Source organism: Pseudomonas sp. JV449 (genome assembly GCF_032424295.1).
In the GTDB taxonomy this organism is placed as follows: Bacteria; Pseudomonadota; Gammaproteobacteria; order Pseudomonadales; family Pseudomonadaceae; genus Aquipseudomonas; species Aquipseudomonas marginalis.
The window spans coordinates 26,989-40,253 of sequence record NZ_VYKD01000025.1; the positions used below are offsets into that span (position 1 = coordinate 26,989).

The following is a 13,265-nucleotide window of genomic DNA, read 5'->3' on the forward strand; positions in this document are numbered from 1 at the left end:
CCGTGGCCTTCGACTCGATCTTCAAAGCCGGCCTGTTCCAGGGTCACACCGTGATCGTCAGCGGCCGCGACACAAGGCGGAGCAATAAACCATGCCGCTGATTGACAGCCTGATCGATCCCCACAGCCCGCAGTTCGCCCAGAACCGCGCCGCCATGCTGGCAGGCATCCAACACCTGCGCCAGTTGGAACAGACCCTGCTGAGCAAGGCCGAGGAGGCCAGGCCCAAATTCGAAAAACGTGGCCAACTGCTGCCCCGCGAGCGCCTCAACCTGCTGCTGGACCCTGGCGCGCCGTTCCTGGAACTGGCGAGCCTGGCCGGCTACAAGCTGCATGATGACAAGGACGGCAGCGCCGCCGGCGGTGGGTTGATCGCCGGCATCGGCTACGTCAGCGGCGTGCGCATGCTGGTGGTGGCCAATAACAGCGCGATCAAGGGCGGCACCGTTTCGCCCTCCGGCCTGAAAAAATCCCTGCGCCTGCAACAGATCGCCATGGACAACAAACTGCCGGTGGTGACCCTCGCCGAAAGCGGTGGCGCCAACCTCAACTATGCCGCGGAGATTTTCGTCGAAGGCGCGCGCAGCTTTGCCAACCAGGCGCGCATGTCGGCCATGGGCTTGCCGCAGATCACCGTGGTGCACGGCTCGGCCACGGCGGGTGGCGCGTACCAGCCAGGGCTGTCGGATTACGTGGTGGTGGTGCGCGGCAAGGCCAAGCTGTTCCTTGCCGGCCCGCCGCTGCTCAAGGCGGCGACCGGTGAAGTCGCCACCGATGAAGAATTGGGCGGCGCCGAAATGCATGCACAGATCGCCGGCACTGCCGAATACCTGGCGGAAAATGACGCCGATGGCGTGCGCATCGTGCGTGAAATCGTCAGCCTGTTGCCCTGGGATGAGCGCCTGCCGTTGACGCCCAAACGCACTTACGCCGAGCCGCTGTACCCCATCGACGACCTGCTGGGGCTGATCCCCGCTGACCCGAAAAAGCCCTACGACGTGCGCGAAATCCTCGCGCGCCTGGCCGACGGTTCGCAGTTCCTCGAGTTCAAGGCAGCGTTCGACGCCCATACCGTCTGCGGCCATCTGCACATCCAGGGCCGCGCGGTCGGCGTGATCGGCAACAACGGCCCGATCACGCCCAAGGGTGCGAGCAAGGCGGCGCAGTTTATCCAGCTGTGTGACCAGAGCCGCACGCCGCTGCTGTTCCTGCACAACACCACCGGGTTCATGGTGGGTACCGAAGCGGAGCAGCAAGGGGTGATCAAGCATGGCGCGAAGATGATCCAGGCGGTGGCCAACGCACGGGTGCCTAAACTCACGGTGGTGGTCGGTGGCTCCTACGGCGCCGGCAACTATGCAATGTGCGGTCGCGGCCTGGACCCGCGGTTTATCTTCGCCTGGCCCAACAGCCGCACGGCGGTGATGGGCGGTGCCCAGGCGGGCAAGGTGCTGCGGATCGTCACCGAGGCCAAGCAGCTGAAAGACGGCCTGGTGCCGGATCCCAAGGTGCTGGACATGCTCGAACAGGTCACCGCGCAAAAACTCGACAGCCAGTCCACCGCCCTCTATGGCAGCGCGAACCTGTGGGATGACGGGCTGATAGACCCACGGGATACCCGTACCTTACTCGGCTTTCTGCTGGACATCTGTCACGAGGCCGAGGTCCGCGAGTTGCAGCCCAACAGCTTCGGCATCGCGCGCTTCTAACCGGAGAACAAGAACAATGATCTTCACCCAGGAACACCATGAACTGCGCCGCACCGTCCGTGCCTTCGTCGACCGCGAGATCAACCCCCATGTGGACGCATGGGAAAAGGCCGGGCGCTTCCCCATCCACGACATCTTCCGCAAGGCCGGCGACCTCGGCTTGCTGGGGATTTCCAAACCGGAGCAATTCGGTGGCATGGGCCTGGACTACAGCTACTCGATCGTCGCCGCCGAAGAGTTCGGCACCATCCGCTGCGGCGGCATACCCATGTCCATCGGCGTGCAGACCGATATGTGCACCCCCGCCCTCGCCCGCTTCGGTTCCGATGAATTGCGCGACGAATTCCTGCGCCCGGCCATCAGCGGCGAGCAGGTCGGTTGCATCGGTGTCTCGGAAACCGGCGCCGGCTCCGACGTAGCCGGGCTCAAGACCCATGCGCGCAAGGACGGCGACGACTATGTGATCAACGGCAGCAAAATGTGGATCACCAACTCGCCCAGCGCCGACTTTATCTGCCTGTTGGCCAACACCTCCGACGACAAGCCGCATATCAACAAGTCGCTGATCATGGTGCCGATGAACACCCCAGGGATCAGCGTCAGCCCGCCCCTGGAAAAACTCGGCATGCACAGCTCCGAGACCGCCCAGGTGTTCTTCGACGGCGTGCGCGTACCCCAGCGCAATCGCATCGGCCATGAAGGCGCGGGTTTCATGATGCAGATGCTGCAGTTCCAGGAGGAACGCCTGTTTGGCGCGGCCAATATGATCAAGGGCCTGGAGTACTGCATCGACAGTACCGTCGAGTACTGCAAGGAACGCCAGACCTTCGGCAAGGCGCTGATCGACAACCAGGTGATTCACTTTCGCCTGGCCGAACTGGCCACCGAAATCGAATGCCTGCGCGCACTGGTCTACCAGGCCACCGAACAGTACATCAAGGGCCAGGACGTGACCCGCCTGGCCTCCATGGCCAAGCTCAAGGCCGGGCGCCTTGGCCGCGAAGTCAGCGACAGTTGCCTGCAGTACTGGGGCGGCATGGGATTCATGTGGGACAACCCGGTGGCCCGCGCTTATCGCGATGTGCGCCTGGTGTCGATTGGCGGCGGTGCCGATGAAATCATGCTGGGCATCATCTGCAAGTTGATGGGCACTTTGCCGGGGAAAAAGCCATGAATACCCTGCTGCTCGAACCCCACAACGGCGTGTTGCACATCACCCTCAACCGGCCCGAATGCCGCAATGCCATGAGCCTGGAAATGGTCAACGAACTGCGCGCGGTGCTGGCCGGGTTGGACAGCCAGGTGCGCGCCGTGGTGATCAGCGGCGCAGGCGGGCATTTTTGCGCCGGTGCCGATGTGAAGGACCTGGTCAGCGCCGGCGATCAATTGCAGGCCCTGAACCGGGCCTTCGGCACGTTGCTGCAAGCGGTGGAAGCCGTGTCGCAAGTGGTCATCGTGGTGCTGCAAGGCGCGGTGCTGGGCGGCGGGTTTGGCCTGGCCTGCGTGAGTGACATCGCGATTGCCGATCACCAGGCGCAGTTCGGTTTGCCGGAGACCAGCCTGGGGTTGCTGCCGGCACAGATTGCGCCGTTTGTGGTCAAGCGTATCGGCCTGACCCAGGCGCGGCGACTGGCGCTGACGGCGGCGCGGTTCGATGGGTTGGAAGCTCAACGGCTGGGGCTGGTGCACTTCACCGAGACCGACCCGCAGGCGTTGGCGGAGCGTCTGGATGAGGTGCTGGGGCAGGTGCTGCGCTGCGCGCCGGGCGCCAACGCGCGTACCAAGGCGCTGTTGCTGGCCAGCGTGGAGCAGCCCTTGGGGCCGCTGCTGGACCAGGCGGCGCAGTGGTTTGCCGAGGCGGTGACCAGTGCGGAAGGGATTGAGGGGACGCAGGCGTTTGTGCAGAAGAGAAAGCCCAGGTGGTGCAAGTGACGCCCGCTGAGCATGGGTATCTACACAATTTTCAGTGGTCTGTGGCGAAGGAGCTTGCTCCCGTGGCGGCCTTCGGGCCGACCATGTCGTTGGAGTTGACCGAGTGCATATCCGTTGCTGCGGTAACGGCGGCTATTGGTTCCGCCCTTACGGCGGGTCACTTTTGGAAGAGCCCAAAAGTAACCAAAAGGCTCTCGCCCCACCACTCGGTACCTCGCCTAGGCTCGGTATGCCCGAACGCAGGCTTGAATCCGTGGGCCGCCGTCATGGGCCATCCATGGCCCAGGACGGCTAACCCGGCGTCCTGCCGGGTTACCCACGGATTCAAGCCTGCGTTCGGCCAGCGTGGTTAACGGGGCGCCTGAGATCAAGATCAAAAGCCAGAGCCAGAGCCAGAGCCAGAGCCAGAGCAGATCAAAAGATTGCTGACTTCGTCAGCGGTTAAGGAAGTAGAAGCCACACCGCGCACGCTTCAAAGATCAGGTCGGCTTTAAGGCCGCCTCGCTTTGTTTTTGATCTGGGATCGCCCCGTCAAACACGCTGGCCGAACGCAGGCTTTGGAGCGTGGGTAACCCGGCAGGACGCCGGGTTAGCCGCACTGGGCCAAGGATGGCCCATTGCGGCGGCCCACGCTCCAAAGCCGGAGTGAGGGCACACCGAGCCTAGGCGAGGTGCCGAGTGTTGGGGCGAGGACCTTTTGGTTACTTTTGGCTGGGCCGGCATTCCGGTCCTTCCAAAAGTGACCCGCTGTAAGAGCGGAACCCTAAGTGGCCGTTACCTAAATAACGGATATACACACGGAGCAAAAAATGCCGCAGTTCACAAAAATCCTGATCGCCAACCGCGGCGAAATCGCCTGCCGCATCCAGCGCACGGCCCAGGCATTGGGCTACCGCACCGTCGCCGTCTACAGCGACGCCGACGCCCAAGCCCGGCACATACAAATGGCCGACGAAGCCGTCCACATCGGCCCCGCCCCGGTACAGCAGTCGTACCTGAACATAGAAGCCATCCTCAATGCAGCCAAACTGACCGGCGCCGACGCCATCCACCCCGGCTACGGCTTCCTCTCGGAAAACCCCGATTTCGCCCGCGCATGCCAAGACGCCGGCCTGACGTTCATCGGCCCCAGCGCCGAGGCCATCGAACTGATGGGCAGCAAGCGCCGCTCCAAGCTCGCCATGCTCGAGGCCGGCGTGCCTTGCATCGCCGGCTACCAGGGCAGCGCCCAGGACGACACCTGCCTGCAACGTGAAGCCGAGCGCATCGGCTACCCGCTGATGATCAAGGCCAGCGCCGGCGGCGGTGGCCGTGGCATGCGCCTGGTCCACCAGCCGGAGGCGCTGCTGGAAAGCCTGCACAGCGCCCGCTCGGAGGCCAGGCATGCGTTCGGCAGTGACGAACTGATCCTCGAACAGGCGCTGATCGAGCCGCGCCACGTCGAGATCCAACTGTTCGGCGACCGCCACGGCAACCTGATTTACCTCGGCGAACGGGACTGCTCGATCCAGCGCCGTCATCAAAAAGTCATCGAGGAAGCGCCCTGCCCGGTGATGACGCCCGAACTGCGCCAGGCCATGGGCGAAGCCGCGCTCAAGGCCGGACGCGCGGTAAACTACCTCGGCGCCGGTACCGTGGAGTTCCTGCTCGACCGCAACGGCCGGTTCTACTTCCTGGAAATGAACACCCGCCTGCAAGTGGAGCACCCGGTCACCGAGCTGATCACCGGCCTCGACCTGGTGGCCTGGCAACTGCAAATCGCCGCCGGCCAGCCGCTGCCGCTCGAGCAGGCGCAGGTGAGCCTGAACGGCCACGCCATGGAAGTGCGCCTCTATGCCGAAGACCCGGCCCAGGGCTTCCTGCCGCAAACCGGTGAGGTGCTGCGCTGGGAACCGGCCGTGGGCGTACGGGTTGACCATGGGCTGTGCGAAGGCGAAACCATCAGCCCGTTCTATGACCCGATGCTCGGCAAGCTCATCGCCCATGGCGCCACCCGCGAAGAAGCCCGGCGCAAGCTGCTGCGGGCGGTGGAAGACACGCTGTTGCTGGGGGTGACGACCAATCAGCGCTTGTTGGCTGAACTGCTCAAGCACCCAGGCTTTATCGACGGTGATTTCAGCACCGGGTTTATCGCCGAGCACTTCAGCGAAATACCGCGCCCGGCCGCGACAAGTGATCAACTCGCCCTGGCCGCCGCGCTGTTTTACCAACACAGCGCCGACCAGCATCCCCACGGCCTCGCGGGATGGCGCAACAACGCCCGTGTTCCCTGCACCTTTCGCCTGGAGGCCGACGGCGAAACCCACACCGTCACCGCCGCCGCCCTGCCACTCAGCACCGATGGCCGTCGCGCCACCCTGGTGCTCAACGGCGTTCGCCGTCGCATCGCCTATCACCTGGAGGGCTCCCGGCTGTGGCTGCCTGGCCTTACCGTCACCAACCGCACCCAGCAGGTTGCCGGGCGCCAGGCCGACGCCGGCAGCGGCACGATCAAGGCACCGATGGACGGTGCCATCGTCGACGTCCGCGTCAGCACCGGTGAACAGGTGACTAAAGGCCAACTGCTGCTGGTGCTCGAAGCCATGAAAATGGAGCATCCACTCAAGGCCGACAGGGACGGCGTGGTCAAGGCCGTGCAGGTCACAACAGGCGATCAGGTACGCAATCGCCAGGTTCTGCTGGAGATCGAATAACCCCCTAGTCGGAACTACAAGGCCGGTCTACGCTCTATCCCCAACAGGAAAGGACGAGTACGGGAACCTGCGCGATGCCTCATTGGCTGATTATTGACCTTGAAGCCACAACGGATGAAGGCGGCTGGCCCGTGACGGAGATGGAAGTCATCGAGATCGGCGCGAGCCTGGTGAACCGCCAGGGCCGCGAGCTGGACCACTTCCAGCGCTTTGTGCGGCCGCTGCGCCGCCCCTTGCTCACGCCCTTTTGTCGCCAGCTGACCCATATCACCCAGGCAAATATCGACGGCGCTGCGCCGTTCATCGAGGTGTGGCCGCTGTTCGAGCGCTGGCTGGGCCAGCATCAGGCGCGCCTGGAAGGCTGGGCCAGTTGGGGTGACTACGATCGCGTACAGCTGGAGCTCGAGTGGCAGCGCCATGGCCTGACCAGCGCCATGGCCCCCACGCCCCATGTCAACCTCAAGCAACGCTTCGCCAAGGCCCGGCGCCTGGACAAGCCCCTGGGGCTCAATGGCGCCCTGCAATTGGCGGGGATGCAGTTCCAGGGCCAGCAACATCGAGCGCTGGAAGATGCACGCAACACCGCGCGCCTGCTGCCGCTGATTTTGCCGGTCTAGGCAGCGCCCGAAGCCTTGGGCATACTGACTCCCCCTTTTCCTTGCTGCTCAACTGTAGGAGCGAGCTTGCTCGCGAAGGTCGTTAACGATAACGCGGTAAACCTGGCACCCAGCGGCGCTCTCAGGTTTTTCGCGAGCAAGCTCGCTCCTACAGGATGAGCGTAAAGCATCAACTTTTTCCGAGGATTCGCCCATGTTCAAAGTCAACGAGTACTTCGACGGCACCGTCAAGTCGATCGCTTTCGGCACCGCAGAAGGTCCGGCGACCATCGGCGTGATGGCCCCGGGTGAATACGAATTCGGCACCGCCCAGCGTGAAATCATGCACGTGGTGTCCGGCGCCCTGAGCGTCAAGCTGCCCGACGCCAACGACTGGGAAACCTTCGCCGCCGGCAGCCAGTTCAACGTACCGGCCAACAGCAAGTTCCAGCTGAAGGTCGCGGTAGACACCGCTTACCTGTGCGAATACCGCGGCTGATCGCTGCGCCGCAAAAAAAATGCCCGTCTCCTGCGAGACGGGCATTTTTTATGGGCCCATGGTTTATTCGAGGATGATCACCGGCATGCCCACTTCCAGGCGGCCCACACCATCGTTGACCAGGTTCTGGCCAAAAATCGCGCCGTCCTCGGTCTTGCGGTAGGCCTCCAGCGTCACAAAAGGCTCACGGTCGGGGCTGCGCTCGCCGGTGTGCGGATCGATGGTGGTGAGAATGCAGCGTGAGCAGGGCTTGACTGCGCGAAACTCCACATCCCCGATGCGCAGGCGCTTCCAGCCGTCTTCGGCGAAGGCGTCGCTGCCTTCGATCACCAGGTTGGGGCGAAAGCGCAGCATGTCCATGGGACGGCCGACTTTCTGCGAGAGGTCGTCGAGGGACGCTTGCCCGATCACCAGCAACGGATAACCGTCGGCGAACGCGACCTGGTCATCATCGCGGCCGTAACCTGCCTGGGTAGTGCGCGCCCGTTCCAGAGGAATCTGCACCAGCCGCGTGGGCTTGCCGATAAAGGCGCTGACCCAGGCGGCGGCTTCGTCGCCGGCGTCCGGCACACGCAAGGTGTCGCGCCAGATGGTCACGCCACGTAACTCAGCCGCGCTGCCGGGCAGCGCCACATCCAGCGGCGCGTAGCCAGGCGAACTCAGGGTCAGGCCACCGCTGCTGTTCCACAGCGCCGACAGTTGGCTCATCTTCGCCACGGCGCGTTGGGTGAGGAAACGCCCGCTGGCCTCATCCACCAGCATCCAGCGTCGATCGCCGTCCAACCCCAGTTTATCCAGGCCGACCTGTTGAAGAGTTTCGGCCTTGCCGGACTTCAAGGGGTAACGGTACAACGCGCTGAGACGAAGCATGGGCCAACATTCCTGAGGGGCAAAGCCGTCACCCTAAGGTCAAGCGGACGCTTCGTCCAGCATCAGGCGCTGACGTACCACATCCACCAGCTTGTCCGGCTGGAACTTGGACAGGAAGTTGTCGCAGCCGACCTTCTTCACCATCGAGTCGTTGAAGCTGCCTGACAGCGAAGTGTGCAGTACCACGTAGAGCTTGCGCAGCCGTGGGTCGTTGCGGATTTCGGTGGTGAGGCGGTAGCCGTCCATCTCGGGCATTTCGGCGTCGGTGAAGATCATCAGCAGCTTGTCGGTCATCACATGGCCGGCGTCGGCCCAGGCCTTGAGCATATTCAGCGCCTTGAGACCGTCGCTGGCGATGTGCATCTTCACGCCCAGTTGGCCGAGGGTGTCGCGCAATTGCGACAGGGCCACGTTGGAGTCGTCCACCAGCAGCACTTCGCGGCCACGGGCGCGTTCCAGCACCGGGTCGTCGAGTTTTTCGCGGGAGACCTTGGCGTTGTACGGCACGATCTCGGCGAGGACTTTTTCCACGTCGATGATCTCCACCAACTGGTCGTCGACCTTGCTGATGGCGGTGAGGTAATGCTGGCGCCCGGCGCTGGTCGGCGGCGGCAGGATGGCTTCCCAGTTCATGTTGACGATGCGGTCCACGCCACCCACCAGGAACGCCTGCACCGAGCGGTTGTACTCGGTGACGATAATGGTGCTGTTGGGGCCCGGCACCAGCGGACGCATGCCGATGGCCTGGGACAAGTCGATCACTGGCAGGGTCTGGCCCCGCAGGTTGACCACGCCGCACACGAAGGGGTGGCGCTGGGGCATCAGGGTCAGCTTGGGCAGTTGCAGGACTTCCTGCACCTTGAACACGTTGATGGCGAACAGCTGCCGCCCGGCCAGGCGGAACATGAGGATCTCCAGGCGATTCTCACCCACCAGTTGCGTGCGTTGGTCTACCGTGTCGAGAATGCCGGCCATTAAGAGCTCCTGGTGTGCGCTGGAAAGTAATGCGCGAAGTGTTTGTGCAGTTAGCTTGTTATCGGCGGCAAACGCCGGACCTTGACCCCGGTAAAATGCCACGTAAATTCATTGATGTCACACTGACATCATGCTTTACTGCCGAGGCCTGTTCATATGGCGGTGCAGCGACGTTGCGCGACATTCAAATCGACGCAAGGTTCCGCCATGTAAGGGATTCCCCTATACACAATCAGGCCCAACCTGATATTCGCAATATCTAATAGCCATTAATGTGACGCCATTCTCATTGCATGAATGGAGTCAGGCTTTTGTTTGCCATCCCCAGCCCTCGTCTTATGGGTTTTCCAGACGCTCACGTCGCGGCAACTGAAGGTGTGCAATCGAGCCCACTCACGAGGGCCACGCGCAGCCGTCGCCGTCATTCAAATAAACGTCCTACTGAAAACTCAGAAGCGACCTACAGATTCCCGTTATCTTTCAGCGGTAGTTTTACGCCATTCACCCGGTGCGACCTCTCATCACCCGACCTTATGTTGTGGAGACTTGCATGATGAACGACGGTAACGAGTGGCAAGTTGCACTTCCTGAGTTCCTGCGCGAGGCTGAAAAGCTGCTGACCAAGTCGGAAGAATGCCTGAGCCACCTGCATTTGATCCGCAACGACAGTGACGCCATCGACTGCATGAAAATCAGCCTGATCAAGCTCGCCGAAAAGGCCGATTGCCTGGCCCTGCAAGCGATCAGCGAATTCTCGCGGCATATCCAGGACGTGATCGCCAACGCCGAAAGTCCTTTGCAGTTACATGATCAAGCCCTGGAAGCCCTGCATGACTGCTTGACATTGCTGGCCTGGCAGCTGGAACTGATCGATGCAAAAACAGGCCAGCTGACCCTGGATAAAGAAGAACAGACCAAGTTGATTGACACGGTCACCCTGCACATTCCGCAAAAGGGTTTCAGTTACAATCCGCAACAACGTATGCACCATTTGTCTTGAAGCGTTATCAGGTCGCATTCAAGCACGGGGTTATCTAAAAACGACGACTCCAACTAATCCGCTGGAGAAAAATGGCGATTCAATATCAATTAGCCATTAACGATACAAACCCTTTAAAATAATACAACCTCACTTCATCAACTCTGGGATTATCATTCCCCGAGTTTTTGCGCGTTTAAATAGGCCTGCCAGGCAAGGCACCTGGCGACCAACGGTAAGAGTGGTGGTACTATGCCCCCGCTTGAAGTGACTCAACTTCAACCTGCTTGAAAACGATTCAAGAACGTATTCCAAACAGAGCCCGGTCAGCCGCTACCGGTCTTTTCGCAGCGAACCTTATTGGCTCCATCCGCTATGCATGCCAGCCTCAAGACATTCATCGCAAGGTCCGCGTCCCGCAGTAACGCACGCCGTTTGATCCTCGCCCTGTGCCTCGGCTCGCTGCTGCTGAGCCTGTGGGCCTACAGCCGCTCCGCGCCGTTGCCGCTGCTGGTGCTGCTGCTCAACCTGGCCACCTTGGTGGTGGTTGGCCTGCAACAGTGGCGCTCGCGTAAATCCATCAAGTTCCAGCCCCAGGAGTTGGCCGATCGCCTGCTGCAAGTGCAGGAAAACGAACGTCATCGCCTCAGCCGTGAACTGCATGACGATATCGGCCAGTTGCTGACCGCCGCCAAGCTGCAAAGCGAATGGCTCAAGCGCCGCCTGCCGGATGAATTGCAAAGCCAGTGCACTGTGCTGTGCAACACCTTGAACGAAACCCTGGCCAAGGTGCGCGACGTGTCCGCCATCCTCAACCCCCGGCAGCTCGCCAGCCTGGGCCTGGAAGCCAGCCTGCGCGCGCACCTGCTCAAAACCCTGGAAAACACCCCGGTGCACTGGAGCCTTGAATGCCAGCAACGGCTGAGCGGCATCCCTGAGGAAATGGCCGTGGCGGCCTTTCGCATTACCCAGGAAGCCGTGACCAACATGCTGCGCCACGCCCAGGCGCGCAACCTGCTGGTGCGCCTGCAGCGCCTGCCCGAGGGCCTGTCGCTGACCATCTGCGATGACGGCCAGGGCTTTTCGCCCGCCATCAACCCCGGCCTGGAAGGCCAACGGGGCATGGCTGGCATGTCCGAGCGCATTGACCAGCTTGGCGGTTCATTATCCGTCAGCAGCCAACCAGGCCACGGCACACGGATAGACGCGCTTTTCCCCTGGGCGCCTCGCTCCCTCGAACGGGCCAGCGCCCCTAAGGTTATCGAGTGACCTGCACATTACTCCTGGTGGATGACCATGCACTGATCAGGGCCGGCGTACGTGCGCTGATCCAGGATATTCCCGGCTACACGGTGACCGGCGAAGCCAGCGATGGCGCGCAATTGCTGGAGCAGTTCAATACCTTGCTGCCGGATATCGTGCTGTTGGACCTGTCCATGAAGCACACCAGCGGCCTCGAGGCGCTACAGCAACTCAAGCATGCGCACCCCAGGAGCAAGGTGCTGATCCTGTCGATGCACACCGACCCGGAGCTGATCATGTGTGCGCTGGAGGCAGGCGCCCACGGCTACCTGCTCAAGGACACCACTGCCAACGAGCTGGAACACGCGTTGCTGGCCTTGCGCAACAACGAGCGCTACCTGAGCCCGGCGATCGCCCATACCGTGATCAACCAGGCGCTGGTGCGCAGCCAGGGGCCGACCACGCCCGCCAGCCACAGCCATAACCTCACGGCCCGCCAACTGGAAATCCTGCGCCTGATCGTGCGCGGCAAATCCACCCGCGAGATCGCCCACGGCCTGGGCCTGAGCATCAAGACCGTAGAAGCCCACCGCTCGCAAATCATGAAGCGCCTGCAGATATTCGACGTGGCGGGCCTGGTGTTATTTGCCGTGCGCGAGCAGATCATCAGCCTGGACGACTAGGGGCGAACCCACCGGCAAATGCACGCGCAGGGCCTTGGGCAAGGCCTCGAAGTGCAGGTCGTCACCTTCCAGCGGCTCGCCATCGAGGTTGATGTACAAGCCCTGCGCGACCTTGATGTTGACCCACGGCAGGCGTGCCCGCACGAACATCGCGTCCAGCTCCCAGCCGTTCCCCATCAGCTCGCGCAAGGTGCCGACCACTTCCTGGGGCGCCGGCAGGATACTGACGTCCAGCAAGCCATCGTCGGCCAATGCCCCAGGGCACAGCACATGCCCACCGCCCGCCTGGCGACCGTTGCCGATGCCCAGCGCGAGCAGCTCGCCCTTCCAGTGGAAATCCGGCCCGTCCAGCTCGGCATAGGCGGCCTTCAACTCGCTGAAGCGCGTCAGGCCGGTGAACAGGTAGGCGGCGCCACCGAGGACTTTCTTCAGGTCTTCGGAGGTATTGGCGGTGACCTGGCTGCCGAAGCCGCCGGTGGCCATATTCAGGAAGATTTGCCCGCCGACCTGGCCGAGGTCGATCGCACGGGGCGGCACATCCAGCAACGCCAGGGCCTGGGCGGGCTCCAATGGCACGCCGGCAGCCTTGGCGAAGTCATTGGCGGTCCCCAGGGGCATCAGCACCAGGCTGGCTTCACCCTTGGCCTCGGCCATGGCCTCGGCCACGTCGCGCAAGGTGCCGTCGCCGCCGCCGGCAACGATGTGGGTATAGCCGCCCTCCAAGGCTTCCTTGACCAGGCGCTTTGCGTCACCGCCCTCCCAGGTCACCCGTACCGCCAGCTCCCCACCCTGCCTGCGCCGGGCCAACACGGCGCTGCGCACGTCCTCGTTGAGGGCCTGCTTGCCGTGGAGGATCAACAGTGCCTTGGGGGTAGTCATGGGTGGCTTACTCCTGGATTCAAAGGTGCTTGAAGGATGTGGACCCTGGGCGACCGAAAAAAAGCCATGGGCGTTGAAAAATTAATCCAGCGACCCAGGCATGCCCAGGCTTTCGCCGTTGTGATCGGGGAAGCCCGCTTTCGTCGACGCCATCACCCCGGCGCCCGGCACGTTCCAGTCCAGGCAATCACGTCCAGGCAATCACGCCC

The 13,265-nt window shown here is 62.6% G+C and carries 13 protein-coding genes; 10 read left to right on the forward strand and 3 right to left on the reverse strand.

Features of this window, described 5'->3' with window-relative positions:
- Positions 1-91 precede the first annotated feature (91 nt).
- From atuC to F6S08_RS22115, 6 genes are all read left to right on the forward strand, one after another.
- Positions 92-1,708, forward strand: coding sequence for a geranyl-CoA carboxylase subunit beta (atuC, locus tag F6S08_RS22085; RefSeq protein WP_315872352.1), 1,617 nt, complete (start codon positions 92-94; stop codon positions 1,706-1,708).
- Positions 1,709-1,724: 16 nt separating this feature from the next.
- Positions 1,725-2,882 (forward strand): citronellyl-CoA dehydrogenase, encoded by a 1,158-nt coding sequence (gene atuD / locus F6S08_RS22090; RefSeq protein WP_315872353.1) that lies wholly within the window; start codon positions 1,725-1,727, stop codon positions 2,880-2,882.
- Positions 2,879-3,640 carry an enoyl-CoA hydratase/isomerase family protein gene (locus F6S08_RS22095; protein ID WP_092486482.1) on the forward strand — a complete coding sequence of 254 codons (762 nt, stop codon included), beginning with the start codon at positions 2,879-2,881 and terminating at the stop codon, positions 3,638-3,640. The genes atuD and F6S08_RS22095 overlap by 4 nt, the downstream gene beginning before the upstream one ends.
- A gap of 809 nt (positions 3,641-4,449) precedes the next feature.
- Positions 4,450-6,333 carry an acetyl/propionyl/methylcrotonyl-CoA carboxylase subunit alpha gene (locus tag F6S08_RS22100; protein ID WP_315872354.1) on the forward strand — a complete coding sequence of 628 codons (1,884 nt, stop codon included), beginning with the start codon at positions 4,450-4,452 and terminating at the stop codon, positions 6,331-6,333.
- A gap of 74 nt (positions 6,334-6,407) precedes the next feature.
- Entirely contained in the window at positions 6,408-6,950 is a 543-nt protein-coding gene (locus F6S08_RS22105) for an exonuclease domain-containing protein (protein WP_065924152.1), read from the forward strand.
- Between the two features lie 193 nt (positions 6,951-7,143).
- Entirely contained in the window at positions 7,144-7,428 is a 285-nt protein-coding gene (locus F6S08_RS22115) for a pyrimidine/purine nucleoside phosphorylase (protein WP_027603886.1), read from the forward strand.
- Positions 7,429-7,491: 63 nt separating this feature from the next.
- On the opposite strand, the gene F6S08_RS22120 is transcribed toward F6S08_RS22115, so the two are convergent.
- Both F6S08_RS22120 and F6S08_RS22125 read right to left on the reverse strand, forming a co-directional pair.
- Positions 7,492-8,298, reverse strand: a complete 807-nt coding sequence (locus F6S08_RS22120; protein WP_065924151.1) for an MOSC domain-containing protein — start codon at positions 8,296-8,298, stop codon at positions 7,492-7,494.
- A gap of 39 nt (positions 8,299-8,337) precedes the next feature.
- Complete coding sequence (locus F6S08_RS22125) at positions 8,338-9,273, reverse strand: chemotaxis protein CheV (protein ID WP_027603884.1); 936 nt, start codon at positions 9,271-9,273, stop codon at positions 8,338-8,340.
- Positions 9,274-9,302: 29 nt separating this feature from the next.
- Here F6S08_RS22125 and F6S08_RS22130 point away from each other — a divergent pair, with 29 nt between their 5' ends.
- From F6S08_RS22130 to F6S08_RS22145, 4 genes are all read left to right on the forward strand, one after another.
- A complete protein-coding gene (locus tag F6S08_RS22130; RefSeq protein WP_315872355.1) occupies positions 9,303-9,536 on the forward strand; it encodes a hypothetical protein in 234 nt (77 codons plus the stop codon).
- 287 nt (positions 9,537-9,823) lie between these two features.
- Positions 9,824-10,273, forward strand: coding sequence for a hypothetical protein (locus F6S08_RS22135; RefSeq protein ID WP_174562740.1), 450 nt, complete (start codon positions 9,824-9,826; stop codon positions 10,271-10,273).
- A gap of 354 nt (positions 10,274-10,627) precedes the next feature.
- Positions 10,628-11,521, forward strand: coding sequence for a sensor histidine kinase (locus tag F6S08_RS22140; protein ID WP_065924150.1), 894 nt, complete (start codon positions 10,628-10,630; stop codon positions 11,519-11,521).
- On the forward strand, positions 11,518-12,177 hold the full coding sequence (locus F6S08_RS22145) for a response regulator transcription factor (RefSeq protein WP_065924149.1): 660 nt from the start codon (positions 11,518-11,520) through the stop codon (positions 12,175-12,177). Before F6S08_RS22140 ends, F6S08_RS22145 begins: the two co-directional genes overlap by 4 nt.
- On the opposite strand, the gene yegS is transcribed toward F6S08_RS22145, so the two are convergent.
- A complete protein-coding gene (yegS, locus tag F6S08_RS22150) occupies positions 12,136-13,056 on the reverse strand; it encodes a lipid kinase YegS (protein ID WP_065924148.1) in 921 nt (306 codons plus the stop codon). The genes F6S08_RS22145 and yegS overlap by 42 nt on opposite strands.
- Positions 13,057-13,265 lie beyond the last annotated feature (209 nt).

What these genes read in the sequence shown, in the direction of transcription:
- atuC (WP_315872352.1), top strand. Translation starts at nt 92, where the DNA reads ATGCCGCTGATTGACAGCCTGATCGATCCCCACAGCCCGCAGTTCGCC.
- atuD (WP_315872353.1), top strand. Translation starts at nt 1,725, where the DNA reads ATGATCTTCACCCAGGAACACCATGAACTGCGCCGCACCGTCCGTGCC.
- F6S08_RS22095 (WP_092486482.1), top strand. Translation starts at nt 2,879, where the DNA reads ATGAATACCCTGCTGCTCGAACCCCACAACGGCGTGTTGCACATCACC.
- F6S08_RS22100 (WP_315872354.1), top strand. Translation starts at nt 4,450, where the DNA reads ATGCCGCAGTTCACAAAAATCCTGATCGCCAACCGCGGCGAAATCGCC.
- F6S08_RS22105 (WP_065924152.1), top strand. Translation starts at nt 6,408, where the DNA reads ATGCCTCATTGGCTGATTATTGACCTTGAAGCCACAACGGATGAAGGC.
- F6S08_RS22115 (WP_027603886.1), top strand. Translation starts at nt 7,144, where the DNA reads ATGTTCAAAGTCAACGAGTACTTCGACGGCACCGTCAAGTCGATCGCT.
- F6S08_RS22120 (WP_065924151.1), bottom strand. Translation starts at nt 8,298, where the DNA reads ATGCTTCGTCTCAGCGCGTTGTACCGTTACCCCTTGAAGTCCGGCAAG.
- F6S08_RS22125 (WP_027603884.1), bottom strand. Translation starts at nt 9,273, where the DNA reads ATGGCCGGCATTCTCGACACGGTAGACCAACGCACGCAACTGGTGGGT.
- F6S08_RS22130 (WP_315872355.1), top strand. Translation starts at nt 9,303, where the DNA reads ATGCGCGAAGTGTTTGTGCAGTTAGCTTGTTATCGGCGGCAAACGCCG.
- F6S08_RS22135 (WP_174562740.1), top strand. Translation starts at nt 9,824, where the DNA reads ATGATGAACGACGGTAACGAGTGGCAAGTTGCACTTCCTGAGTTCCTG.
- F6S08_RS22140 (WP_065924150.1), top strand. Translation starts at nt 10,628, where the DNA reads ATGCATGCCAGCCTCAAGACATTCATCGCAAGGTCCGCGTCCCGCAGT.
- yegS (WP_065924148.1), bottom strand. Translation starts at nt 13,056, where the DNA reads ATGACTACCCCCAAGGCACTGTTGATCCTCCACGGCAAGCAGGCCCTC.